This window comes from Taklimakanibacter lacteus, assembly GCA_003576695.1.
GTDB classification, from domain to species: Bacteria; Pseudomonadota; Alphaproteobacteria; order Rhizobiales; family Aestuariivirgaceae; genus Taklimakanibacter; species Taklimakanibacter lacteus.
Window position 1 is genome coordinate 188182 of the sequence record QOZQ01000010.1, and the last position, 24419, is coordinate 212600.

The 24419-nt window shown below is 63.0% G+C and carries 22 protein-coding genes and 1 pseudogene; 20 read left to right on the forward strand and 3 right to left on the reverse strand.

Annotated features, from left to right (window positions below; genetic code table 11):
* Position 1 precedes the first annotated feature (1 nt).
* Positions 2–1618 carry a CRTAC1 family protein gene (locus DT068_RS20690; protein WP_119391788.1) on the forward strand — a complete coding sequence of 539 codons (1617 nt, stop codon included), beginning with the start codon at positions 2–4 and terminating at the stop codon, positions 1616–1618.
* Complete coding sequence (locus DT068_RS20695; RefSeq protein WP_368904874.1) at positions 1615–2982, forward strand: Xaa-Pro aminopeptidase; 1368 nt, start codon at positions 1615–1617, stop codon at positions 2980–2982. The genes DT068_RS20690 and DT068_RS20695 overlap by 4 nt, the downstream gene beginning before the upstream one ends.
* A 92-nt stretch (positions 2983–3074) precedes the next feature.
* Here the strand turns inward: DT068_RS20695 and DT068_RS28410 are convergent.
* A pseudogene (locus tag DT068_RS28410) lies at positions 3075–3308 on the reverse strand (glutamine synthetase); the annotation flags it as partial.
* 209 nt (positions 3309–3517) lie between these two features.
* On the opposite strand from DT068_RS28410, the gene rpoZ reads away from it, so the two are divergent.
* Entirely contained in the window at positions 3518–3928 is a 411-nt protein-coding gene (gene rpoZ / locus DT068_RS20705; RefSeq protein WP_119391790.1) for a DNA-directed RNA polymerase subunit omega, read from the forward strand.
* A gap of 116 nt (positions 3929–4044) precedes the next feature.
* Here rpoZ and DT068_RS20710 read toward each other — a convergent pair whose 3' ends face one another.
* Positions 4045–4899, reverse strand: a complete 855-nt coding sequence (locus DT068_RS20710; protein WP_119391791.1) for a 5'-nucleotidase, lipoprotein e(P4) family — start codon at positions 4897–4899, stop codon at positions 4045–4047.
* A 222-nt stretch (positions 4900–5121) separates the two neighbouring features.
* On the opposite strand from DT068_RS20710, the gene DT068_RS20715 reads away from it, so the two are divergent.
* The 12 genes from DT068_RS20715 to DT068_RS20770 all read left to right on the forward strand — a co-directional run bounded on the left by DT068_RS20715 (position 5122) and on the right by DT068_RS20770 (position 16068).
* A complete protein-coding gene (locus tag DT068_RS20715) occupies positions 5122–7251 on the forward strand; it encodes a RelA/SpoT family protein (protein WP_368904877.1) in 2130 nt (709 codons plus the stop codon).
* Between the two features lie 98 nt (positions 7252–7349).
* Positions 7350–7931 (forward strand): orotate phosphoribosyltransferase, encoded by a 582-nt coding sequence (gene pyrE / locus DT068_RS20720; RefSeq protein ID WP_119391793.1) that lies wholly within the window; start codon positions 7350–7352, stop codon positions 7929–7931.
* Complete coding sequence (gene acpS, locus DT068_RS20725) at positions 7928–8332, forward strand: holo-ACP synthase (protein ID WP_119391794.1); 405 nt, start codon at positions 7928–7930, stop codon at positions 8330–8332. Before pyrE ends, acpS begins: the two co-directional genes overlap by 4 nt.
* 101 nt (positions 8333–8433) lie before the next feature.
* Positions 8434–9264, forward strand: coding sequence for a signal peptidase I (lepB, locus tag DT068_RS20730; RefSeq protein ID WP_119391894.1), 831 nt, complete (start codon positions 8434–8436; stop codon positions 9262–9264).
* Positions 9265–9268: 4 nt separating this feature from the next.
* A complete protein-coding gene (gene rnc / locus DT068_RS20735) occupies positions 9269–9976 on the forward strand; it encodes a ribonuclease III (RefSeq protein WP_368904880.1) in 708 nt (235 codons plus the stop codon).
* The gene (era, locus tag DT068_RS20740) at positions 9973–10869 is read left to right on the forward strand and encodes a GTPase Era (protein ID WP_119391795.1); all 897 of its coding nucleotides are present in this window, start codon (positions 9973–9975) and stop codon (positions 10867–10869) included. The genes rnc and era overlap by 4 nt, the downstream gene beginning before the upstream one ends.
* 58 nt (positions 10870–10927) lie before the next feature.
* Positions 10928–11650, forward strand: a complete 723-nt coding sequence (gene recO / locus DT068_RS20745; RefSeq protein ID WP_119391796.1) for a DNA repair protein RecO — start codon at positions 10928–10930, stop codon at positions 11648–11650.
* Between the two features lie 78 nt (positions 11651–11728).
* A complete protein-coding gene (gene mce, locus DT068_RS20750) occupies positions 11729–12133 on the forward strand; it encodes a methylmalonyl-CoA epimerase (RefSeq protein WP_119391797.1) in 405 nt (134 codons plus the stop codon).
* Positions 12130–12381, forward strand: a complete 252-nt coding sequence (locus tag DT068_RS20755; protein WP_119391798.1) for a DUF1467 family protein — start codon at positions 12130–12132, stop codon at positions 12379–12381. The genes mce and DT068_RS20755 overlap by 4 nt, the downstream gene beginning before the upstream one ends.
* A 368-nt stretch (positions 12382–12749) precedes the next feature.
* Positions 12750–14072, forward strand: a complete 1323-nt coding sequence (gene proS / locus DT068_RS20760; RefSeq protein WP_119391799.1) for a proline--tRNA ligase — start codon at positions 12750–12752, stop codon at positions 14070–14072.
* Positions 14072–15382, forward strand: coding sequence for a lipoprotein-releasing ABC transporter permease subunit (locus DT068_RS20765; protein ID WP_368904884.1), 1311 nt, complete (start codon positions 14072–14074; stop codon positions 15380–15382). Before proS ends, DT068_RS20765 begins: the two co-directional genes overlap by 1 nt.
* Positions 15379–16068: an ABC transporter ATP-binding protein gene (locus DT068_RS20770; RefSeq protein ID WP_119391800.1), complete on the forward strand. Its 690-nt coding sequence runs from the start codon at positions 15379–15381 to the stop codon at positions 16066–16068. The genes DT068_RS20765 and DT068_RS20770 overlap by 4 nt, the downstream gene beginning before the upstream one ends.
* A gap of 1 nt (position 16069) precedes the next feature.
* On the opposite strand, the gene DT068_RS20775 is transcribed toward DT068_RS20770, so the two are convergent.
* Complete coding sequence (locus DT068_RS20775; RefSeq protein WP_119391801.1) at positions 16070–16477, reverse strand: EutQ-related cupin domain-containing protein; 408 nt, start codon at positions 16475–16477, stop codon at positions 16070–16072.
* Positions 16478–16564: 87 nt separating this feature from the next.
* On the opposite strand from DT068_RS20775, the gene soxR reads away from it, so the two are divergent.
* The 5 genes from soxR (at position 16565) to DT068_RS20800 (ending at position 24306) form a co-directional block, all read left to right on the forward strand.
* Positions 16565–17029, forward strand: coding sequence for a redox-sensitive transcriptional activator SoxR (soxR, locus tag DT068_RS20780; protein ID WP_119391802.1), 465 nt, complete (start codon positions 16565–16567; stop codon positions 17027–17029).
* 68 nt (positions 17030–17097) lie between these two features.
* Entirely contained in the window at positions 17098–20544 is a 3447-nt protein-coding gene (gene dnaE, locus DT068_RS20785) for a DNA polymerase III subunit alpha (protein ID WP_119391803.1), read from the forward strand.
* Positions 20545–20546: 2 nt separating this feature from the next.
* Positions 20547–21026, forward strand: a complete 480-nt coding sequence (locus DT068_RS20790; RefSeq protein ID WP_368904887.1) for a GFA family protein — start codon at positions 20547–20549, stop codon at positions 21024–21026.
* A gap of 18 nt (positions 21027–21044) precedes the next feature.
* Positions 21045–21497, forward strand: coding sequence for a cupin domain-containing protein (locus tag DT068_RS20795; protein WP_119391805.1), 453 nt, complete (start codon positions 21045–21047; stop codon positions 21495–21497).
* A 43-nt stretch (positions 21498–21540) separates the two neighbouring features.
* Positions 21541–24306: a DUF2339 domain-containing protein gene (locus DT068_RS20800; RefSeq protein WP_119391806.1), complete on the forward strand. Its 2766-nt coding sequence runs from the start codon at positions 21541–21543 to the stop codon at positions 24304–24306.
* The last annotated feature ends 113 nt before the right edge of the window (positions 24307–24419 follow it).

Here is a 24419-nt window from a genome sequence, read left to right on the forward strand (position 1 = left end):
CATGCATTGGCTATTGCCGGGAATCACGGCCTTCGTCTGGGGATTTGCCGGCCTCGCCCAAGCTTGCCTTGCCGAGCCTTCGCTCGTCGTGCCGCGTTTTATCGATGAGACAAGGAGCGCGGGGATAGACAGCGTCTATTCGGGCGAATGGGAATACATGGTCGGCGGTGGTGTTGCTGCCTTCGACTGCAGCGGGGATGGTTTTCCCGACCTGCTGCTGAGCGGCGGCTCTTCACCCGCCCGGTTCTACCGCAATGCGAGCGCCCGGGGCGGCGCCTTGCGGTTCACGATGCAGCCGAGCGGCCTCGAGCTGGACAAGGTGATCGGCACCTATCCGGTCGATATCGATGGCGACGGGATCACCGATCTGGCGCTGCTGCGGGTTGGCGAGAACGTGGTGATGCGTGGACTCGGCGATTGCCGGTTCGAGCGGGCCAATGAAGCCTGGGGTTTCGATGGCGGGGATGCCTGGTCGGCGGCTTTTGCCGCCACCTGGGAGAGGGGTGCCGGCTGGCCGACACTGGCGATCGGCAATTATGTCGACCGCGCCAGGGAGATGGAGCCCTGGGGCTCCTGCACCGACAACTGGCTGCACCGGCCGTTCGTGACGGACGGCCGGAGCATGCGCAAATTCGCAAACCCGATCCCCTTGAAGCCAAGCTTCTGCGCGCTTTCGATGTTGTTCACCGACTGGAACCGGTCCGGCACGCCGGCGCTGCGCGTCTCCAATGATCGCGAATATTACGAGGGCGGGCAGGAGCAGCTTTGGCGGATCGAACCCGGCAAGCCGCCCAGCCTCTATACCGATGCCGACGGTTGGAAGCTCCTGCGCATATGGGGCATGGGCATTGCGAGCCAGGACATAGACGGCGACGGTTACCCCGACTATTTCCTCACCAGCATGGCCGACAACAAGTTGCAGACGCTCACCAGCCCGCCACAAGACGGACCGGCGAGGCCCGACTACAAGGATGTCGCCTTTGCCAAAGGCGTGACTGCGCACCGGCCGTATTCCGGCGGCGACTTGCGGCCGAGCACCGCCTGGCACGCGCAATTCGAAGACGTGAACAATGATGGCCTGGCCGACCTGTTCATTGCCAAGGGCAATGTCGCGGCCATGCCGGATTTCGCAGCGAAGGATCCCAATAATCTTCTGCTGCAGCTTCCGGATGGCAAGTTCCAGGAAGCGGGCGATGCGGCCGGCATTGCAAGTGTCGCTGTCGCGCGTGGCGCCGCGGTCGTCGATTTGAATCTCGACGGACTCGTTGATCTGGTCGTGGTCAACCGCTGGCAGACGGCCGAGCTGTGGCGCAACACGACGAGCGATGCCGGTCACTGGATCGAAGTTCGGCTCAGCCAGGAAGGGTCAAATCGCGATGCGATAGGCGCCTGGGTCGAGGTGCGCTGCGGCGATGCCGTCACGCGCCGCGAGATCACGGTCGGGGGCGGCCATGCGAGCGGTGAGCTGGGCTGGCGGCATTTCGGTCTGGGGGAGGGCGCCCAGGCGGAGATGCGCGTCACCTGGCCGGATGGCGCAATCGGCGAATGGGAGCCGCTCAACGGCAACGCGTTCTATATAGTTGAGCGCGGCAAGCCAGCCCGCCAGTGGTCGCCGTGACTTCAAGCCGGCTGAGGGGCATCGCCCTTCCGGATTTCGGCCTGCCGGGCGAGCCACCGCGGATACCGCCATCGACCTATGAGCGGCGCTGCCGCAACGCCTACAAGACGGCCGGCGCCAAGTGGCTCGTCGTCTATGGCGATCGCGAGCACTTCGCCAATATCATGTTCCTGACCGGCTTCGACCCGCGCTTCGAGGAGGCCTTGCTGGTGCTGGGTCCCGGCGAGCGCCGCATCATCATCGCCGGCAATGAATGTGTCGGCTATGCCGGGCTCGCGCAGCTGCCGGCTGTCGAAATTGTGCTGGCCCAGTCCTTCGGCCTCATGGGCCAGGATCGCAGCCGCGCTCCGCGTCTTTTGGATGTTCTGAAGCAGGCCGGGATCGGGGCCGGCGACAGCATCGCGCTGGCGGGATGGAAATATCTCGAGCCCGGGGAATGGACGGGCGCCCTGCCGACATTCTTCGTGCCGTCCTTCATCGTCGACGTCCTGCGCGCCATCGCCGGGGATGCCGAGGCGGTCAGCGACGCGACCCCGGTCCTCATGCATCCGATCGAAGGTCTGCGCGCCATCGCCGATGCCGATCAGATCGCCTTGCACGAATGGGCGGGGTCACGCGCCTCGGCGGCGCTCTGGCACATTCTGTCGGCGGCGAAGGTCGGTGACAGCGAATACACGGCCGTGTCGCGGATGAGCTACGAAGGCGAGCCCTTCAATGTGCATCTGATGCTGGCGAGCGGCGATGCGGCTTCGCCGGTCATGGGCTTGCGCAGCCCAAGCGCCCGCATGCTGAGATACGGCGACGGCATTGTCGGCGCCATCGGTCTGTGGGGCGGGCTGTCGGCGCGTGGTGGCTTGCTCTGCGATCACGATGACGGCTTCCTGAAGATTGCCGTCGCTTATTTCGAAGGTCTCATGGCTTGGTACGAGACGGCCGATATCGGGACGCGCGGAGGCAGGATTTTCGAGGCGGTTACCGAGACATTGGCGCGCGGCGGCTTGCGCTCGTCGCTCAATCCCGGCCATCTCACAAGCTTCGATGAGTGGCTGCACAGCCCGATCCAGCCTGGCTATGCCGGCGAGATCAGCTCGGGCATGCCATTCCAGGTCGACATCATCCCCGCGCCGATGCGCGCCGGTCATGCGCTGAACTGCGAAGATCCCGTGGTCTTTGCCGATCAGGCCCTGCGCGCGGACATTGCCGCGAGGCACCCGGCGGCGGCGCAGCGCATCGCCGCGCGCCGCGCCTTCGTGCGAGACGCCCTCGGCATCGACCTCAAGGAGACGATTTTGCCCTTGTCGTCGACGCCGCTCTGCCTGGCGCCCTTCTGGCTCAAGCCCAATCTGCTGCTGGCGCGGAATTGACAGAGCTTGCGGTCAATAACGCAGGCAAACCCCCAGGGGGTGCCGTCGAGATGGCAGAGGTCGCCCATCATGGAATGCTCGGCCGCCTGGTCGGGCCCGAAATCGACCCGGACGCGCGTCGCGGCATCGGGTTTGATGACGAGGTCGCCGAACGGACCCCAGGGGCTGGGCGCGATCGGCCCAAAGCCCGAGATCATGATGTTGGTCGGGGTCCAACCGATGCCTTTGATCAGCCTTTGGGGGAGGTCCGAAGCTGGAAAACCCTTGCCGCGAATCTGCCCGGCGAAATCGCTGGCGCACAGCATGACGATCTCGTCGCACGTCATTTCTCCGTCTGAATCAAAGTCTTAGTGGCGTGATCTGCAGTTGCCGGAAGCGGTTCCGGCCACTATTAAACCAAACTCGTCGGCCAATAGGAAGCAAAGCGGCGCTGGTCCGGCGGCAAGGTCGGTTTCCCGGGCAGGGCTTGCATTTAGGGCTGGTTGCGCCTAAAAGGCCGGCCATCCCGACCCATATCAAGGATTGAACGAGCCCCATGGCGCGCGTCACTGTAGAAGATTGCATCGACAAGCTCCCCAACCGGTTTGAGCTGGTCCTTTTGTCCGCCCATCGTGCGCGGATGATTTCGCAAGGCGCTCCGCTCTCCGTCGATCGCGACAACGACAAGAATCCCGTCGTCGCCCTGCGCGAGATCGCCGACGAGACGGTGAATACCGACGATCTGCGTGAGGAATATATCCACGCCATGCAGAAGCATGTCGAGGTGGACGAGCCCGAGCAGAGCGAAGTCCCGCTCATCCAGCAGTCGGGCGACATGTCTGTCATCAACGACCAGCCGGAAGCCGATCAGGCCGACATGGAACGCATGACCGAAGAGGAATTGCTGCGCGGCCTTGAAGGGCTTCCCCCTGCAGAAAGCCCCGGCAGCCAGCGTAACGGCTACTGAGGCGGGCGCGCGGGATGCGAAAAGTGGGTACCGGCTTTTCGCGCCAATCCCGCGCCAATATCAGCTCCCGATCACGTTCATGAGCTTGGTTCGTAAAGATCCAAACTCGACATGATCTAGGGGCCGCTCCAGGCTTTCATCGCATCGATCTTCTTTTGGCGCTGCTCTTCGGGCGGCGTCTTGAAGTCATGGCCGTAAGCGGCCGATTCCCATGAGCCATAGGTCGGGTTGGGAATGGCGATCCAGTCCTTGCCCCAGTGCTGGGCATTGTCGTCGAACACCCTCTGGCGTTCCTCGACTGAGCCCTTATAGGCGTCGGTGAAGTCGCCGAGATTGTCGCCGACCAGCAGCAGGATGCGGTAATCTCTGGCGATGAAGGCGCGCCGCGTGCTCTTGGCCGAGCCCCAGTCCTCCTGTTCCTTGGCGGTGAGGATGGTATCGACATTGTCGCCCATCGCGAAGCCGAGCTCCTTGAGCCGTTCGGCGGTCGCAGGTTCCTCTTCCTTGGTCCGGTTGGTGACGTAGAAGACCTTGGCGCCCCTGGACGCCGCATATCGGGTGAAATCGGAAGCGCCGGGTATGGCGAAGTCTATCTTCGCGTTCACATAGGGTGTCCAGGTCTTGGGATTGAAGGACGTTCCGGCTTTTACATTCCATGCCTGGTATTGCGAGGTGTTGAGCACAGTGTCGTCGACATCGAGGACCACCGCCGGCGGCTTATTGGCGAAATCGCCGGTCTGGACGGCCGGATCGGCGGTTCGGCTCCTGTCGGCAAGCGCCTCGTCGAAGCGGATGCGGGCCAGCGCATAGGCTTGCACCATCGTCGCCTTGGCTTCGACCGCGGTCTGGTCCCACAGAACCGCATTGAGATTGTCGTTGGCGGCAGGCCCCTTGGCCTCATCCGGCGGCAGATCGGCGGCGATTGCCGGCAAGCTCGCCGTCAGGAAGAGAAATGTTGCTGCATATTTCATCACGATCCTCCTCAGCCACAGACCTGAAAATTCTAAGCATCGGACCGAAAAGTGTGAAGCGGTTTTCGGGCGATCCGATGCGCAAATAAAGAGGCAGACCTGCCTTCCACAATCGGCCGAGCCCTCGCTTTAAGCTTTTTTTCCGTTACTATTGAGGGAATTTGCGAGCGAAGAATGGTTAAAGCGGCGCCGATACGACAATACGAGCTGGTTGAGCGGGTCATGTCCTACGACAAGGGCGCCGACGAGGATCTGCTCAACCGCGCCTATGTCTATGCCATGAAGGCGCATGGCGGCCAGAAGCGCGCCTCGGGCGAGGCCTATTTCAACCACCCGCTCGAAGTGGCGGCGATTCTCGCCGAGATGAAGCTCGACGGCGCCACCATCGCCGCCGCCCTTCTTCATGATGTGGTTGAAGATACCGAGGCAACCCAGAGCCAGATCGAGGAGAAGTTCGGCCACGAGATCGCCGCCCTGGTCGACGGCCTGACCAAGATGAAGCGGCTCGATCTTGTCACCAGGGAAGCGACCCAGGCGGAAAATCTGCGCAAGCTCCTGCTCGCCATGGCCAAGGATGTGCGCGTCCTGCTGGTCAAGCTCGCCGACCGTCTGCACAACATGCGCACCCTGGGCCACATGGCGCCCGACAAGAAGATCCGCATCTCCCAGGAGACCATGGACATCTACGCGCCGCTCGCCGGGCGCATGGGCATGCAGAATGTCCGCGAGGAGCTCGAGGACATCGCCTTCCGGGTGCTCAATCCCGATGCTTTCGCCACAGTGAAGAAGCGCCTCGACCGCCTGCATGAGGAAAGCGGCAGCCTGCTGGTCGAGATCGAGAAGGAGCTCAAGGGTGAGCTCAAGGCCAATGGCATCGATGCCAAGGTAACGGGACGCGAGAAACGCCCGTACTCCATCTGGCGCAAGATGGAGCGCAAAAGCCTGTCGCTCGGCCAGCTGTCCGATATCTTCGGCTTTCGCGTCATCGTGTCGTCGAGCGACGAATGCTATCGCGCTCTGGGTGTCGCGCACCGCACCTGGCGCGCCGTGCCGGGGCGGTTCAAGGACTATATCTCGACGCCCAAGCAGAACGACTATCAGTCGTTGCACACGACCGTCATCGGCCCGCATCATCGCCGCGTCGAAATGCAGATCCGCACCCGCGAGATGAACGAGATCGCCGAGCGCGGCGTCGCCGCCCATGCGCTCTACAAGGACGTCAAGCGCACGCAGGACGCCATCAATGGGGTGCGCGTGCCGTCGGCCGAATCGAACGCCTATCGCTGGCTGCGGCATCTGGTCGAGATGCTGTCTGAAGGCGAAAGCCCGCGCGAGTTCCTCGAGCATACGAGGCTCGAGCTGTTTCAGGACCAGGTGTTCTGCTTCACCCCCAAGGGCCAGCTCATCGCACTGCCGCGCGGCGCCACGCCCATCGACTTTGCCTATGCGGTGCATACCAGCATCGGCGACAGCTGCGTCGGCTGCCGCATCAATGGCCGCCACGCCCCGTTGGTGACGCAGCTCGACAATGGCGATGAGGTCGAGATCATCCGCTCGGAAGCTCAGGTGCCGCCTGCCGCTTGGGAAGGGCTTGCCGTCACCGGCAAGGCGCGCGCCGCCATCCGCCGCGCCACCAGGCTTGCGACTCGGCGCCAATATGCCGGCCTCGGCAAGGAGATCGTCGAGCGGCTGCTCGAGAAGGTGGGCAAGACCTTCGTCAAGGAAGATGTCGCATCCGCCATCTCCCGCACCGGCCACAAGAATCTGGATGACGCGTTGTCGGCCGTCGGGCGCGGCGAACTCGCCGCCGCCGACATCCTCAAGGCGATGGGGCTGGTGGTCGAGTCGCCGACGCCGCAGCGCCGCAAGCCCGCCTCCCGTCACGGGGAGGCGGAATCAGGCATTCCGATCCGCGGCGCCGGCCGCGACCAGGCGATGAAATTCTCGCTGGCGACAGGCGCAATTCCGGGCGAGCGCATCGTCGGCATTCGCATGCCGGGCGGCGGCATTGTCATCTATCCGATCTTCGCGCGGGCGCTCGAGGGCTTCGACAGTGAACCCACCCGCTGGATCGATCTGACCTGGGACACGACGACCGAAGGGCAGCGCTTTCCCGCCCGCATCCTCGTCAAGGTTCACAACGAGATCGGCGCTCTGGCACAAGTGACCCAGGTGATCGGCGATTCGGGCGCCAATATCGACGAGTTGCAGATGGTCACACAGGAAGGGGCGCGGGATTTCTTTGATCTTGACGTTCTGATCGAAGTGCACGATCTCAAGCATCTCAATCAAATCATGCGCGATCTCGAATTGAAACCCCTGGTGAGCTCGGTCGACCGCGCCGAAGGATAGGACTGGCTGGTGTGGTGGTTCAGAAAGTGCCCTTACGAATCTGAAGTTCGCTCGGAAGGTGCTGCAAGTGGTTGCGAACTTCGGATGCGGGGCACGAGATGACCAAAGACGAGGTTCTGGCGGAATTCAGGGCGGCGGGCGCCTTGCTGGAGGGGCATTTCATTCTCTCATCGGGCCTGCGCAGCGCGCGCTACCTGCAATGCGCCCGCGTATTGATGGATCCCAAACGCGCCGAGCGCCTGTGCGCGGCTCTGGCCGCCAAGGTGCGCTCGCTGATCGGCGGCATCGACCTCGTCGCATCGCCCGCCATGGGCGGCGTCATCGTCGGCTATGAGGTGGCGCGGCAGTTGGGAGTCGACTCGATCTTCTTCGAGCGTGTCGAAGGCAAGTTCACCTTGCGCAGGGGCTTTTCGATCGCCAAGGGCGCCCGTGTTCTTATGGTCGAGGATATCGTGACCACGGGGCTGTCGTCGCGCGAATGCATTGCCGGCATCGATGCGGAGGGGGGGAGAACGGTGGGTGCTGCCTGCCTGATCGACCGCTCCAACGGCAAGGCCGATCTCGGCGTGCCACTGGCGAGCCTCGCCGGCATGGATATTCCCGCCTACCCGGCCGATCAGCTGCCGCCTGATCTGGCGGCTTTGCCGGCAGTGAAGCCCGGGAGCCGTGGCCTCAAATGATCATTGGCCTCGGCAATGATGTGATCGACATAAGGCGGGTCGAGAAGACGCTGGAGCGCTATGGCGAACGCTTCACCCGCCGGGTTTTTACCGAGATCGAGCGCCGCAAGTCGGATCGCCGCGCCGCCCGCGCGGCCTCCTATGCCAAGCGATATGCCGCCAAGGAAGCCTGCTCCAAGGCGCTGGGCACCGGCTTCAGCCGGGGCGTCTTCTGGCGTGACCTGGGGGTGGTGAACGAGCCTTCCGGCAAGCCGACAATGGTCCTGACCGGCGGGGCGGCCGAGCGGCTGGAGGCGCTTGTTCCCAAAGGACACCGGCCTCACATTCATTTGACCATAACGGACGATTTCCCCTATGCCCAGGCCTTTGTGATCATCGAGGCCCTGCCTTTGGAAAGCTGACCGCCAGGATGTAATCATTCCTACGTTGAATCAGGCCTATATGCGTATTATAGGCTGGAAAACGGGGCCTGCCCGGAATTGGCATGAATACTGTGAAACATATGAGAGATCATGATATGGCGGCGGCGGCGCGCGAGCCCCGGAAAAAGTCCGAGGATGGCTTCTGGGATACGATCAAGGTCATCATCCAGGCCCTGCTGATCGCCTTCGCCGTCCGGATGTTCCTCTATCAGCCGTTCAACATTCCGTCCGGGTCGATGTATCCCACCCTCAAGGTGGGCGACTATCTGTTCGTCTCCAAATTGTCCTATGGCTACAGCAAATACTCCTTCAATTTCGGCTTGAACCTCTTCGGCACCGAGCTGTTCAAATTCGGTCCTATACCGATCGATGGCCGCTTCGTCTTCCCGGCCGAGCCCAAGCGCGGCGATGTGGCGGTGTTCAAGCTGCCGCGCGACAATGAGACGGACTACATCAAACGGGTGATCGGCCTGCCCGGCGATCACGTCCAGATGCGCGAAGGCGTCCTCTTCATCAATGGTGTGGCGGTCCCCAAGCAGCGCATCGCCGATTTCGTCGACGTGAAGGGCGAGGGGGGTGGCCGTCCGATCCCGCAATATGTCGAGACCCTGCCGAACGGCGTGACCTACAACGTTCTCGATTTCACGCCCAATGGCGCCGCCGACAACACCGAGGAGTATGTCGTGCCGCCCGATCACTATTTCATGATGGGCGACAACCGCGACAACTCACTCGACAGCCGGTTTGGCCAGAACGCGCCGGGCGGTGGCGTAGGCTTCGTGCCTTATGAGAACTTCGTCGGGCGCGCCGACATCATCTTCTTCTCGATCGAGCCCGATGCCGCCTTCTGGCAGATCTGGAAATGGCCCACCTCGATACGCTGGCTGCGTTTCTTCAATCTCGTGAATTGAGGCCGTGACTACCGACCGGACGCGCTTCTCCGACCAGGAATTCAAGGCGATAGCGGCGCTCCTCGGCTACACCTTTACCAATCGTGACCTGCTCAAGGCGGCGCTCACCCATGGCTCGAGCCGCAAGGGCAAGCTCTCCACCACCTATCAGCGCCTCGAATTCCTCGGCGACCGGGTCCTGGGTCTCGTCATCGCGGAAGAGCTCTATGTCCGCAATCCGCGCAAGGCGGAGGGGCCGCTGGCCCAGAATTTCAGCCTCCTGGTGCGCGCCGAAGCCTGCGCCGAGGCGGCGCGCGATCTCGGTATCGCCGATCACATAAGGGTCGGCCTCAAGGAGAAGGCGCAAGGCATGGCCAGCCAGAAGCTCATCCTGGGCGACGTCATGGAATCGATCCTCGGCGCCGTGTATCTCGATGGCGGGCTCGAGCCGGCACGCGGGCTCATCATGCGCCTGTGGGAGAAGCGCCTCTCCAACCGCACCAAGCTGATCAAGGACGCCAAAAGCTTCCTGCAGGAGTGGGCGCTCGGCCAGGCAAAGCCCATACCTGCCTATCGCGTCGTTTCGCGCGACGGCCCCGATCATTCACCCCATTTCACCATCGCCGTCATGGTCGACGGCTTCACCGAGGCGATTGCCAGCGCCCAGTCGAAGCGCATCGGCGAACAACTCGCGGCGGAAGCCTTCCTGCGCCGGGAAAAGATCAGAAAGTGACAGAACAGCAAACCCGTTGCGGCTTCTGCGCCATCATCGGCGCCCCCAATGCCGGCAAGTCGACCCTGGTCAACGCGCTGGCCGGGGCCAAGATCTCGATCGTATCGCACAAGGTGCAGACGACCCGATCGCGCCTGCGCGCCATTGTCATCGCCGGCGTAAGCCAGATCATCTTCGTCGACACGCCCGGCATCTTCAAGCCGAAGCGCCGGCTCGACGAGGCGATGGTCGAGGGCGCCTGGGCCGGGGCCGGCGAGGCGGATGCCGTCGTCCTGCTGGCGGATGTCCGCCGGGGCCTGAACGACGAGGTCCTGGCGATCATCGAAGGGCTGAAGAAGAACGGCATCCAGGCCTTCCTCGCCCTCAACAAGATCGATCTGGTGAAGCCTGAGCAGCTTCTCGACCTGTCCGGCAGGTTCAACGAAGCCTTCGCCTTCCGCGAGACCTTCATGATCAGCGCGCTCAACGGCAGCGGCGTCGAGCGTTTGCGCGACAAGGTCGCCGCTCTGATGCCGGATGGGCCCTGGCTCTATGCCGAGGACCAGATCGCCGATGTGCCGCTCCGGTTCCTCGCCGCCGAGACGACGCGCGAGAAGCTCTATGAGCGCCTGCATGAGGAATTGCCCTATGCCTCGACCGTCGAGACGGAGAAGTGGGAGGAGCGCAAGGACGGTTCGGTGCGCATCGATCAGGTGATCTATGTCGAGCGCGAGAGCCAGCGCAAGATCGTGCTGGGCAAAGGCGGCCAGACCATCAAGGCGTTGGGCCAGGCGGCGCGGATCGAGCTCGAGAAGGTATTCGAGCGACGCGTGCACCTGTTCCTGTTCGTCAAGGTGCGCGAGAACTGGGCCAAGGACCCCGAGCGTTTGCGCGCGATGGGCCTGCTGGATTGAAAGCCCTATATATCGTCACCCCGGCGAGGTGTGGAGAAAAATTGGCGCGTCTCTGAAAATGGAATGGAAAGACGAAGGCATAATCCTCGCCGTCAAGCGCCATGGCGAATCGAGCGCCATCGCCGAGATTCTGACGGCAACGCGCGGACGCTCGCTGGGCCTCGTGCGCGGCGGCCGCTCGCGCCAGATGCGCCCGGTGCTGCAGCCGGGCAATATCGTCCTTGCCACATGGCGGGCGCGGCTCGAGGAGCATCTGGGGAATTTCGCCATCGAGCCCATGGAGCTCAAGGCCGGGCTCCTGATCGGCGAGGCGATGCGGCTGGCCGCCTTGACCACGCTGACGGCGGAAGCCCAGTTGCTGCCGGAGCGCGAGCCGCATCCGCGCATCTATGAGGCGATGCGGGTTATCCTCGATGCGCTGCCCGATGCCGATACCTGGCCGCCTTTGCTGGTGCGCTGGGAGCTGGGGCTCCTTGATGAATTGGGGTTCGGGCTCGATCTGGCGCGCTGCGCCGCCACCGGCACGAGCGAGGATCTTGCCTATGTGTCGCCCAGGACGGGGAGGGCAGTGAGTCGCGACGCGGGGCGGGCCTATCACGACCGGCTGCTCGTCCTGCCGCAATTCCTCAAGGGCATTCAGGCTGGAGCGCCGGGACCTTCGGACGTCATTGACGGACTCAAGCTTACCGGCTTCTTCCTCGACCGGCATGTCTTCGGTCCCCGCGGCGTGCCGGCGCCCGAATCCCGACACTGGATCGTGAGCCATCTCGCCACGCGGTAAGGCGCGAATGCGGCGCAAAGGCCGCATTGATCGCGTTGCGAGGCTTCCATAGATTGCGCCGCGCCGAAAGGAGCACCCATGCTTGGCCGCTTGAACCATGTCGCCATCGCCGTCCCCAGCCTCGAACAGGGGATCAGGACCTATCGCGATGTGCTGGGGGCGAAAGTTTCCCGGCCCCAGGCCGAGCCCGCTCATGGGGTGACGGTGGTTTTCGTCGAATTGCCCAACACCAAGATCGAGTTGCTCGAGCCCTTGGGGGATGCCTCGCCGATCAAGGGCTTTCTCGACAAGAACCCGTCCGGCGGCATCCATCATGTCTGCTATGAGGTCGCCGACATCATCGCCGCGCGCGACCGGTTGAAGGCCGAAGGCGCCCGCATCCTGGGCGACGGGGAGCCCAGGATCGGCGCGCATGGCAAGCCGGTTCTCTTCCTTCACCCCAAGGATTTCTCCGGCACGCTGGTGGAGCTCGAGCAGGCATGAAGATCGGCACCGCAATAGCGATCTATTTCGTCGTCTGGTGGATAGTCCTGTTCGCCATCCTGCCGCTCGGCGTGAAGAATGCCCATGAAGCAGGCGAAACGACGCTCGAGGGCAATGAGCCGGGTGCGCCGGTGAAGCATCAAATGGGAAAGAAGGCGCTGATCACGACCGTGGTCGCGGCGATCGTCTTCGCGATCATCTATTATTCGATCCAGTACTTCTGGCCCTGGATTGTCGACCCGAAGTAAGGCGGGTAGGCCCCAATGAAAAAAAGCAAGGCTTTCGCCTTGCTTTTTGTTGAGTGTGTTGTCTTCAACTGCACTCCGGGACTTCGTCCCGTGGCGGCTGCTGCCCTTGTCGGCGCGCCGGAAGACTCCTCCCCAGACTTGGGCTTGTGACCCTCATCCTTGTCGTTATTGGAACGCGACGCTAGACTATTTTTCATCGTCCTGTCACGTGAAATGTGACGGAACAGTGGCGAAAATTTCGGGCAGCATTTGACGCCAAACCGGGCAGGCAATACCTGACTGGCATACCGGAAAATGCCGTACAGGCTTGAGTTCCGGGCGGATTCGCTCCAAAAGGTCCGGCAATTTCCCTCCCACCAGGATTCTCCATGCGTATTTCCCAGTATTTCATGCCCATTCTGCGCGACGACCCCAAGGAGGCCGAGATCGCGTCCCACCGGCTCATGCTGCGCTCCGGCATGATCCGCCAGGAGGCGGCGGGCAGCTACTCCTGGTTGCCGATGGGCTTCCGGGTTCTCAAGAAGATTGAGCAGATCGTGCGCGAGGAGCAGGACCGCGCCGGCGCCATCGAGGTCCTGATGCCCACCATCCAGTCCGCCGACCTTTGGAAGAAATCCGGCCGCTATAACGCCTATGGGCCGGAGATGCTGCGCATCCGCGATCGCCATGACCGCGACATGCTCTATGGGCCCACCAATGAGGAGATGATCACCGACATCTTCCGCTCGGTGCAGAGCTACAAGGACCTGCCGCGCAATCTCTATCATATCCAGTGGAAGTTCCGCGACGAGGTGCGCCCCCGCTTCGGCGTCATGCGCGGCCGCGAATTCCTGATGAAGGATGCCTATTCCTTCGACCTCGATCGCGAGGCCGGCCAGCATTCCTATAACAAGATGTTCGTCGCCTATTTGCGCACCTTCGCGCGCATGGGGCTGAAGGCGGTGCCGATGCGCGCCGAGACCGGCCCCATCGGCGGCAAGGACAGCCACGAATTCCTCATCCTCGCCGATACGGGCGAGAGCGAGGTGTTCTTCGACCGCGATTTCTACGACATGGACTGGAGCAATTTCGATATCGACTATGACGATGTCGGCAAAGTGGCGAAGCTCGTCGATGACTTCACCAGCAAATATGCGGCGACCGACGAAAAGCACGACAAGGCCGAATTCGAGCAGCGCGTGCCGGAAGCCCGCCGCCTGACCGGAAGGGGTATCGAAGTCGGCCATATTTTCTTCTTCGGCACCAAATATTCTGAGCCCCTGGGATGTCTGGTCCAGGGACCGGATGGGAAGCAGGTGCCGGTGCAGTCGGGATCTTACGGAATTGGCGTGTCGCGCCTGGTGGGCGGCATCATCGAGGCGAGCCACGATGAGAACGGCATCATCTGGCCGGAGCCGGTGGCGCCCTTCAAGCTCGGCCTCATCAACCTGAAGGCCGGCGATGCCGAGACCGACCAGGCCTGCGAGAAGATCTATCGGGGCCTCGCCGCCAAGGGCGTCGAGGTGCTTTATGACGACACCGATGAGCGTCCGGGCGGCAAGTTCAAGGTCATGGACCTGATCGGCCTGCCCTGGCAGGTCATCATCGGGCCGCGCGGCCTGAAGGACGGCATTGCCGAGGTGAAGAATCGCAAGACGGGCGAGCGCAGCAATGTGCCGCTGGCCGACATCATCGGCAGGTTCTCCAACTGATGGACAAGGCGCTGCCGGACACCAGGCCTTTCGCTCCCTTCGAGCGGATGCTGGCATTGCGCTATCTGCTGACCCGCCGGCGTGAAGGCTTCGTCTCGGTCATATCGCTGATCTCGTTTCTGGGCATCACGCTGGGCGTGGCCACTCTCATCGTCGTGATGGCGGTGCTGAACGGCTTCCGCGCCGAGCTGCTCGACAAGATTCTGGGCTTCAGCGGCCACGCGACTTTCTATTCGAGTGATTATACGCCGATCACCGACTTTGAAAATATTTCAGCCCGTATTGCCAAAGTCCCAGGTGTCGTCCACGCAATGCCCTTTGTCGAAGGCCAGGCCATGGCTTCCTCAGTGCGCAACAATACCGGAGCGCTGGTGCGCGGCGTGCATGAGGCTGATCTCAAGAAGCTGCCCAGCATCAATAACGACAAGCTCATCACTGCGGTCAAGGATGTCGGCACGCCTGATCCGAAGCCCACTCTTGACGGCTTCGAGGCTTCGGGTGGTGTTGCCGTGGGGGTGGGGCTGGCTTCGCGACATGGCTTGGGCCTGGGCAGTACACTGACCATCATTTCGCCAAGCGGGCCTGAGACGGTCATGGGAACAGCGCCGCGCATCCGTGACTATCCGGTCGTGGCGATCTTCAAGATCGGCATGTCCGAATATGATGAGAGCGTCATCTACATGCCGCTAGCCGAGGCGCAGGATTACTTTGTCGTCGACAATGCCGCTTCTGCGATTGAAGTAACTGTCGACAACCCCGATGCGATTGAGGAGATGAAACCGGCACTGCTCGATGCAGCGGGTCCCGGTCTCGGGATACAGACCTGGCAGCAGCGCAACACCGCGTTCTTCAGCGCACTGGCGGTGGAGCGCAATGTCATGTTTCTCGTTCTGGCCATGATCATCCTGGTGGCGGCCCTCAACATCATCTCGGGCCTCTACATGCTGGTGAAGGACAAGGGGCATGATATCGCCATCCTGCGCACCATGGGCGCTACGAGTGGTAGCGTGCAGCGGATTTTCTTCATGACCGGGGCGATCATTGGCGTAGTCGGCACTGTGGCTGGTTTCGTGCTGGGCCTCATCATTTGTCTCAATGTCGAGAACATTCGCCGCTTCATCACCTGGGTGTCCGGAACGGAGGTTTTTTCGCCGGAGCTCTACTATCTGTCGCAGCTGCCCGCCAAGATGGAGCCGATGCAGACGGCAGGCATCGTCCTCATGTCGCTGGTCCTGACCTTTGCGGCCACTCTCTATCCCTCCTGGCGTGCCGCCCGCCTCGATCCCGTCGAGGCTCTGCGCTACGAATGACGGACACGCTCAAGCCGGCCCTCGAACTGCGCCATGTGGCGCGCTCCTTTTCCGAAGGCGCGCGTCGGCTCGACGTGTTCCTCGATGCCAGCATCACGGTCGAGCCGGGCGAGATCGTGGCGCTGGTCGGACAATCGGGATCGGGCAAGTCGTCGCTTCTTCATATCGCCGGCCTGCTCGAGGCGCCGACTTCAGGCGAAGTCTTCGTCGCCGGGCAGAACTGCACCGCGCTCGACGACACTTCGCGCACCCGCGTGCGCCGCATCGGCATCGGCTTCGTCTATCAGTTCCATCATCTGCTGCCGGAATTCTCCGCCCTCGAGAATGTCATGATGCCCCAGCTCATCGCCGGCGCCAACAAGGCTTCGGCCCAGCGCCGCGCCCGCGAGCTGCTCGAGCGCTTCGGCCTGGCGGCCCGTCTCGAACACCGTCCCGCTGAATTATCAGGCGGCGAGCAGCAGCGCGTTGCCATCTCGCGCGCCCTGGCCAACCGGCCGCTGCTGCTGTTGGCCGACGAGCCGACCGGCAATCTCGATCCGAAGACCTCGGATCAGGTCCACGCCGAATTCCTGCGCGTCATAGCGGAGGAGGGGGTGGGGGCATTGGTCGCCACCCACAATATCGAGCTGGCGCGCCGCATGACCCGCCTGGTGCGGCTCGAAAACGGCAAGCTACTGCCGGAATAGATCAGGCCTCGAGCCGATAGCGGGCCGTGGCCAGCAGCGAGGCCTTGATCTCGCGGTTGGCTTCGCCATAGGGCGATGACGCCACATAGACGAGCTCGACCGCTTCCACCGCCTCGAACGTGCCGGATATGCGCGCCGGCAGATAGAGCACATCGCCTTGCATGGCGGTGATGAGCTTGTCCTTGCTGCGGATGATGCAGGTGCCCATGGTGACCACCAGCACCTCGTCATAGGGGAATTCGAAGCTGCTGGTCGATCCCTTGGGTGCTCTGAGGAAGCCGACCGCGCCGAGCTTCGCCTCCGGAGCCTCGTCCTCATTGACGACATCGCAGAGCGAGATGCCTGACCACTCCATCCAGTCGCGTGCGCCGGCGCTGGTGTATTTCCGGATATTATGCGCGTCGAACATAGGGTCCTCGTGCCTTGCTGGTTTCGGCCGCTTTCCTACAAGTTCAAGTCAACTTGAGGTCAAGAGGCAAAATCGGTATCAAGGCGTATGGACAACCTGCTGACGATCAACCAGATTTCCCGCCGCAGCGGCGTCGCCGCCTCGGCGCTGCGCTATTATGAGGAGCGCGGCCTCATCGCCTCCGAGCGGGCGGGATCCGGTCACCGGCGATTTCCGCGCGCCATCCTGCGGAAGCTGGCCTTCATCGTCTTCGCCCAGCGGCTCGGCATGTCGCTCGATGAGATTCGAGCCGAGCTCGACAAGCTGCCGGCCGACCACGTGCCGAAGGGCCGTGACTGGGCGCGCCTGTCCGGGCCGTGGACGAAGCGCATCGATGAGCGGATCGCCGAGCTCGAGCGCCTGAAAGCGGGTCTTGCCGAGTGCATCGGTTGTGGCTGCCTGTCGCTCGACCGCTGCCGGCTGGTGAATCCGGCCGACCGGGCAGGCCAGCTGGGCCCCGGGCCGCTCTTCTGGGTCGGCATGGAGCGGGCAAGGTCACGGCGAGGGGCGTGAGCTTCGGCTTGTGGATGAGACTGCCGCCCATGTCGCTTTCACAGCCCCGATTGCGCTAGGCTCAGCCCATGCCGGACGAGTCGAAAAACAGTGTCACCTTCATCCACCTGCGCGCTCATTCCGCCTATTCCCTGGCGGAGGGTGCCCTTCATATCAAGCAGATGGCGGGCCTCGCCAAGGATATGGGGAGTCCGGCACTCGCCATAACCGACACCGGCAATCTGTTCGGCGCGCTCGAATTCTCCGATGCCTTGAGCGAAAAGGGCATCCAGCCCATCATCGGCTGCACGCTCAGGATTGCCTGCGAGGAAGCTTCGCCCGAGGTGGTTCATCGGCAGCGGCCGGGCCTGCGCAAATTGCCGAGCCTCGCTTTGCTGGCCAAGGACGAGGCCGGCTACCGCAACCTGATGAAGCTGACGAGCCGCGCCTATCTCGATACGCCTGACACGGCCGAGCCCCATGTGGGCATGGACTATCTGGCGGCCCATGCGGAGGGCCTGATCTGCCTGACCGGCGGGCCTGGCGGTCCCATCAATGAGGCGCTCGTCCAGGGTCAGCCGCCCGTGGCGCGCAGCCGCATCGAGGAATTGATCAGGATCTTCGGTGACCGGCTCTATGTCGAATTGCAGCGCCACGGCACAGAGAATGAGCAACTGGCCGAGCCGGGCCTCATCGATCTCGCTTATGAGTTCGATGTTCCGCTTGTCGCCACCAACGAGCCTTACTTCGCCAAGCAGGACGATTATGCCGCCCATGACGCGCTGATCTGCATCGCCGAGGGTGAGGTTGTCGCCGCCGAGGATCGGCGCCGGTTGACGCCCGAGCATTATTTCAAGACGCCCAAGCAGATGGCGGCGCTTTTCGCCGACATACCGGAAGCCATCGCCTCGACGGTCGAGATCGCCCGGCGCTGCGCCGTCAAGGTCAGATCGCAGAAGCCGATCCTGCCGCGCTATGGCGAAGGCGATGAGGCCGAGGAGCTGCGCCACCAGGCGGTGGAAGGACTTGCGGCGCGCCTCAAGGAGCGAGGCCTGTCCGAAGGCCACAGCGAGGAGGACTACAGGCAGCGCCTCGATTTCGAGCTCGATGTCATCATCAAGATGAAATATCCGGGCTACTTCCTCATCGTTTCCGACTTCATCAAATATGCGAAGTCAAAGGGCATCCCGGTGGGGCCGGGACGTGGCTCGGGCGCGGGCTCGCTCGTCGCCTATTCGCTCACCATCACCGATCTCGATCCCCTGCGCTTCAAGCTGCTGTTCGAGCGCTTCCTCAATCCCGACCGCGTGTCGATGCCCGACTTCGACATCGACTTCTGCCAGGACCGGCGCGATGAGGTGATCGACTATGTCCAGCACAAATACGGCAAGGACCACGTCGCCCAGATCATCACTTTCGGCAAGTTGCAGGCCCGCGCCGTGTGCCGCGATGTCGGCCGCGTCCTGCAGATGCCCTATGGCCAGGTGGACCGGCTGTGCAAGCTGATCCCGATGAACCCGGCCAATCCGGTGAGCCTCGCCCAGGCCATCGACGGCGAGCCGCGCCTCAAGGAAGAGCGCGACAAGGACGCGACGGTGCGCACCATGCTGGAGATCGGGCTCAAGCTCGAAGGGCTCTACCGGCATGCCTCGACCCATGCCGCCGGCATCGTGATCGGCGACCGGCCGCTGGAAGAGCTGGTGCCGCTCTACCGCGATCCGCGCTCATCGCTGCCTGCCACCCAGTTCAACATGAAATATGTCGAGAAGGCCGGGCTGGTGAAGTTCGACTTCCTCGGCCTCAAGACGCTTACCATCATCGACAAGGCGCAGCGTCTCATCCGCCAGCGTATCGCGGATTTCGACGCCAACAAGATTCCTCTCGACGACCAAGCCACATTCGCGATGCTGGGGCAGGGCGATACGGTGGGGGTGTTCCAGCTGGAAAGTGCCGGCATGCGCGATGCGGTGCGCCAGATGCACGCCGACCGCTTCGAGGACCTCATCGCGCTCGTCGCCCTTTATCGCCCGGGCCCGATGGCCAATATTCCGCTCTACTGCGCGAGAAAGCTCGGCCGCGAGCCGATCGAATACATGCACCCCGCGCTCGAGCCGATCCTCAAGGAGACCTTCGGGGTCATCACCTATCAGGAGCAGGTGCAGCAGATCGCCAAGGATCTCGCCGGCTACACGCTGGCCCAGGCCGATCTCCTGCGCCGCGCCATGGGTAAGAAGATCAAGGCGGAAATGGATGCGCAGCGCGACAACTTCCTCAAGGGCGCCATCGAGCGCGGCGTCGATGCGACGATCGCCACCAATATCTTCGATGCCTGCGCCAAATTCGCCGAATATGGCTTCAACAAGTCGCATTCGGCCCCTTATGCCTATATCAGCTATCAGACGGCCTTTCTCAAAGCCAACCATCCGGTCGAGTTCCTGGCCGCCTCGATGTCGCTCGATATGGGCAACACCGATAAACTGCAGGTCTTCCGCCAGGAGGCGCAGCGCATCGGGGTCAGGATCATGCCGCCTTCGATCAACACCTCTGAAGTCGATTTCGCGGTGAAGGACAATGCCGTGCTCTATTCGCTCTCGGCGCTCAAGAATGTCGGGTCGGGGGCCATCCACCATCTAGTCGAGAAGCGCAACGCCGAAGGGCCTTATGTCTCGCTGGGTGATTTCGCGCGCCGGATCGACGCCCATATCCTGAACCGCCGCGCCCTGGAAAGCCTGGTAAAGGCGGGCGCCTTCGATGATCTGCAGCCCAACCGCGCCCAGGTCTTCGACGGTGTCGACGCCATCCTTGCCATGGCCAACCGCACGACGGCCGAGGCCGAGGCCGGCCAGCATGATCTTTTCGGCCAGGCATCCGGGCGCAAGGAAGACGTTCCCCTGGCCGTACGCGAAGCGTGGCTGCCGATGGATCGCCTTTCGCATGAGTTTGAGGCGGTCGGCTTCTATCTGTCCGGCCATCCGCTCGATGACTACATGACGAGACTGCAGCGTCTCGGCGTCGATACCTGGACCTCCTTCCATGACAAGGCGCTGACCAAGGGCGCTACGGCGGCGAAGCTCGCCGGCACCATCACCCATCGCCAGGAGCGGCGCTCGAAATCCGGCAACAAATTCGCCTTTGTCGGCTTCTCCGACCCGACCGGACAGTTCGAGACCATCTGCTTCTCCGACACGCTCGCCGTGTCGCGCGATATGCTCGAGCCCGGCAAGGCCGTCATCGCCCGGGTCGAGGCGGATGTCGATGGCGAGGAGGTGCGGCTGCGCCTGCAAGGAGTGGAAGAGCTCGACAAGGTGGCGGCGCAGATCACCTCCGGCCTCACCATTTTCGTGCGCGATGCCAGGCCAATCGACTCGATCGCCCAGCGCCTGACCAATGGCGGCCGGGCGCCGGTCAAGCTCGTCCTGCAGATGGACAAGGGGCGCGAGGTCGAGGTGGTGCTCGGCAACAAATTCACCGTGACGCCGCAGATCAAGGGCGCGATAAAGGCGATCACCGGTGTCGTCGATGTGCAAGATCTATGATCGTGGCAGAGATCCATTCCCTTGAAGGCGGCTGCTTCTGCGGCGCCGTGCGCTATCGGCTGAAGACGCCGCCGATGTTCGTGAATTGCTGTCATTGCCGCGATTGCCAGCGCCAGACCGGCAGCGCCTTCGTGATCAACGGCGTCATCGAGGCGGATCGCATTGAATTGCTTAAGGGCAAGCCGGAAGCCGTGAGCATGCCGACCGAAAGCGGCCGTCCGCATGATATTTACCGCTGCCCCGAATGCCGCATCGCTCTGTGGAGCGACTATGGCCGCAGGCCGATGCGCTTCGTGCGTATGAGCACACTCGATGACGCCGCGGCCTTTGCGCCCGACGCTCATATCTTCACACGCTCGAAGCTGCCCTGGGTCAGGCTTTCCGAGGATATTCCGGCCTTCGATATTTTCTACGACATGAAGACGCAATGGCCAGCCGACAGCTTGAAGCGCCGCGAGGCGCTGCTGGGGCAGGGGAAATAACAAGAAGGGAGAGACGACATGGGACAGGATCTGGAGAAGGGCATCACCGCCAATGGCGCCGGTTTCGCCGGCAAGAGCTGGAACATCCTGGGGCAGCTCTATTTCCCCAAGGCTGTGTGCGACTCGACCTTCGCCTTCGAGACCAACAGCCAGCCCGGCCAGTTCGTGCCGGTGCATGTTCATCCGACCCAGGACGAATTCATCCTGGTGCAGGAGGGTGAGCTCGACCTCAAGCTCGACGGCAAATGGCTGAAGGCCAGGGCCGGCGATCTGGTGCGCATGCCGCGCGGCATCCCGCACGGCTATTTCAACAAGTCGGACAAGCCGGCGCGGGCGCTGTTCTGGGTGTCGCCTGCCCGCATGCTGGAAGAGCTGTTCAACAAGCTCGACAATGTCGCCGATCCCATGGAGGCGGTGCGGATCTCGGCCGAACATGAGGTCGACTTCCTGCCGCCGGAAGCCAATGCCTAGGGGCTAGCCCCCGGGGCTGGCCTTAACGTAAACTCTGATTCCTATGGAAGACGGCTTCATTGGTCTCGCAATCCTGATCGGACTGGGCATTTTTTTCGCCCCGCTGATCCTTTCCATCGTGGCGCTGAGCCGGACCGGAGACCTGCGGCGCAAGATCACCGTGCTCGAAGGCAAGCTTGCTTCCCACCAGGCCGCTGGACCTGTGCCGGAGGCCGCGCCGGCTGCTGATGCGCCGTCTGCGGCGGCGACCGGCAAAGTGTGGGCCGAGGCCAGCCAGGTCGCGGATAAGCCGATTGCGGTGGAGCCGCCGCCCGAACCCGTCATCGAGCAGCTGGAGCCGGTCGAAGCCTCCGGGGCGGTCGACGCCGCAGGTCCGCCGCCGCTGCCGCCTGCGGCGACGCGCGCCGGCATCGAAGAGCGGCTTGCCTCGCGCTGGCTTGTCTGGCTCGGCGCCGTGGCGCTGGTTTTCGCCGGCATCTTCCTCATCAAATACTCGATCGAGAATGCGCTGCTGACGCCCGCCATGCGCGCGACCTTCGGCCTGGTCCTCGGCATCGCGCTGACGGCTGCGGGCGAATGGCTGCGCCGCCGCCCGCTGCAGAAGCAGCTGGCGGCGGTGAAGCCCGATTACGTGCCGGGTGCGCTCACCAGCGCCGGTCTCTTCATCTCCTTCGCCAGCATCTATGCGGCCTATGGCCTGCTGGATCTTCTCAGTCCGACCGTCGCCTTCATCGGCCTCGCCATTGTGGCGCTGGTGGCCTTTGCGCTGGCGGCCCTCCACAGCCCGATCGTGGCGATCATTGGCCTGCTCGCGGGCTTCGCCACGCCGGGCCTCGTCTCCTCGAACGAGCCCAATGCCGCGATCCTGTTCGCCTATCTGGCGCTCATCGCCGCCGCCGCCTATGCCGTCGTCATCTATCGCGGCTGGGGCTGGCTGGCTTATGGCGCGACGATCGGCGGGCTCCTGTGGACCTGCGCCTGGATCCTGGGCGCGATGCAGGCGCGCGATCTCATGATCATTGCCGCCTTCCTGGCCGTGCTCAGCGCCGCCGCCATCTGGCTGGCGCTCAGACTCACGCCGGACGACGCGCCGGTCATCTGGGAAAAGCCGCACCAGCCGCAAGGACCTGAATTCAACGGCTGGCTGGCGGTGACGGGCAGTGTCGGCCTCATGGGCCTTGCTGCCTCATTTGCCAATGCGCCGATGGTGAGCCTCGTACTTGCCGCGATTGGCGCCGTGGCGCTCGCCTATGCCGGCCGGCGTTTCCAGCGCTTCGACGGCCTCATCGCCCATGCGGCGGCACTTCTACTCATCACGCTCCTTGTCTGGGACGTGCAAGACATTCTGGATAGGCAGCTCATTCACGACGGTAATGTTAATTTCTTTGCGATTAGCGCGCCACTATTTCCGCGGGAGGCCAAGAGTTTTGTCCTTTCTTATCTTTTCTCAGGCGCGCTGATCGCCGGTCTGGGGTTCTTCATGCTGCGCGGCAGCGCACGGCCGGCGGTCTGGGCCGGCATTTCTCTGCTCGGTGCCTTGCTCATCCTGGCCGCCGCCTATGCGAAGAGCCGCCTCTTCCCCATCTTCTTCACCACCGATCTTCTCTGGGCGCTCACCGCGACGGCAGCCGCCGGCCTTGCCGTCACGCTGGCCGGCACCCTCAACAAGAAGCGGGAAGAGCGGCCCTATCGCCTGGCGCTCGGCTTCTATGCGGCGGCAGCCCTTGCCGGCGTCAGCTTCGCTTTCGCCTTCGTCTTCCATGAGGCCTGGCTTACCGTAGCACTTGCCTTGCAGCTTCCGGCACTCGCCTGGCTCGAGAAGACGCTCGATCTCAAGGAACTGCGCAAGCTGGCGCTCGCCGTCGCCGCCGTCATCCTGGCGCGGCTCGCGCTCAACCCCTATGTGCTGAGCTACGAGACCAACCACGCCCTGGGCACCCAGTGGATCCTCTATGGCTATGGCATTCCCGCACTCGCCTTCTTCGTGGCGGGCTGGATGTTCAGGCAGCGGCTGAATGATCTCACCGTCACCGTCATGGAAAGCGGTGCCTTCGTCTTCGCGCTTCTCCTTGTGGCGCTGGAGATCAGGATATTCACCGAGGGCCGGATCGCGTCGGAAGAGGTGGGCCTGTTCGAGCTGTCGCTCCATACGCTGGTGTGGCTCGCCGCCGGCTGGTGGCGCTTGCGCAACTATGCCGCCTCCGGCCGGGCGGTCGACAAATGGTGGGCGATCATCCTGATCGGCCTGGGCCTTGCCGGCGTCATCATCGGGCAGTTCCTCGTCCTCAACCCGCTCTTCAGCTATGAGAGCATCGGCAACTATCCGATCTTCAACCAGCTGCTGGTCGCCTATCTGGCGCCGGCCGTGCTGATCGGCCTCATCGGCTACACGGCGCCCCCGGTCGCCGGGTTGCCGCAGCTGCGCATCGTCTTCTTTGCCATGGCGCTGACCCTCATCCTCACCTGGGTCACGCTCGAGACCAAGCGTGCCTTCCAGGGACCGGTGCTCGACCTCTGGGCCAAGACTGATGGCGAGTACTACGCTTATTCGGTGGTCTGGCTGATCTCGTCCCTGGTTCTGCTGGGCATCGGCCTGTGGCGAAAGGCGCCATGGCTGCGGCATGGGGCGCTTGCCATCCTTATCCTGACCGTCTGCAAGGTGTTCCTTTCCGACATGGCGGCACTCGGCGGTCTTTACCGGGTGGCCTCGTTTCTGGGGCTCGGCCTGTTCCTGGTGGGAATCGGTTACATCTATCAACGTTATGTTTTCACAGGGAAAAAAGCTGACGAGAACGTGGCGAAAGCGTAGCGATTGTTTCAGTACAAATGTTTTGCCTTGAACTTGCAGCTCCAGCTACAACATCCCCCGAGTCAGGCAGGAAACTATAACGTTGCGTAAGAAATCAGCGAGGTTCTAGCGAT

Coding starts and splice junctions, on each gene's coding strand:
- mce (WP_119391797.1), top strand. CDS start 11,729: ATGCTTGGCCGCTTGAACCATGTCGCCATCGCCGTCCCCAGCCTCGAA.
- proS (WP_119391799.1), top strand. CDS start 12,750: ATGCGTATTTCCCAGTATTTCATGCCCATTCTGCGCGACGACCCCAAG.
- recO (WP_119391796.1), top strand. CDS start 10,928: ATGGAATGGAAAGACGAAGGCATAATCCTCGCCGTCAAGCGCCATGGC.
- pyrE (WP_119391793.1), top strand. CDS start 7,350: ATGACCAAAGACGAGGTTCTGGCGGAATTCAGGGCGGCGGGCGCCTTG.
- DT068_RS20755 (WP_119391798.1), top strand. CDS start 12,130: ATGAAGATCGGCACCGCAATAGCGATCTATTTCGTCGTCTGGTGGATA.
- DT068_RS20710 (WP_119391791.1), bottom strand. CDS start 4,899: ATGAAATATGCAGCAACATTTCTCTTCCTGACGGCGAGCTTGCCGGCA.
- DT068_RS20715 (WP_368904877.1), top strand. CDS start 5,122: ATGTCCTACGACAAGGGCGCCGACGAGGATCTGCTCAACCGCGCCTAT.
- DT068_RS20765 (WP_368904884.1), top strand. CDS start 14,072: ATGGACAAGGCGCTGCCGGACACCAGGCCTTTCGCTCCCTTCGAGCGG.
- acpS (WP_119391794.1), top strand. CDS start 7,928: ATGATCATTGGCCTCGGCAATGATGTGATCGACATAAGGCGGGTCGAG.
- lepB (WP_119391894.1), top strand. CDS start 8,434: ATGAGAGATCATGATATGGCGGCGGCGGCGCGCGAGCCCCGGAAAAAG.
- dnaE (WP_119391803.1), top strand. CDS start 17,098: ATGCCGGACGAGTCGAAAAACAGTGTCACCTTCATCCACCTGCGCGCT.
- DT068_RS20800 (WP_119391806.1), top strand. CDS start 21,541: ATGGAAGACGGCTTCATTGGTCTCGCAATCCTGATCGGACTGGGCATT.
- soxR (WP_119391802.1), top strand. CDS start 16,565: ATGGACAACCTGCTGACGATCAACCAGATTTCCCGCCGCAGCGGCGTC.
- rpoZ (WP_119391790.1), top strand. CDS start 3,518: ATGGCGCGCGTCACTGTAGAAGATTGCATCGACAAGCTCCCCAACCGG.
- DT068_RS20690 (WP_119391788.1), top strand. CDS start 2: ATGCATTGGCTATTGCCGGGAATCACGGCCTTCGTCTGGGGATTTGCC.
- DT068_RS20775 (WP_119391801.1), bottom strand. CDS start 16,477: ATGTTCGACGCGCATAATATCCGGAAATACACCAGCGCCGGCGCACGC.
- DT068_RS20770 (WP_119391800.1), top strand. CDS start 15,379: ATGACGGACACGCTCAAGCCGGCCCTCGAACTGCGCCATGTGGCGCGC.
- DT068_RS20795 (WP_119391805.1), top strand. CDS start 21,045: ATGGGACAGGATCTGGAGAAGGGCATCACCGCCAATGGCGCCGGTTTC.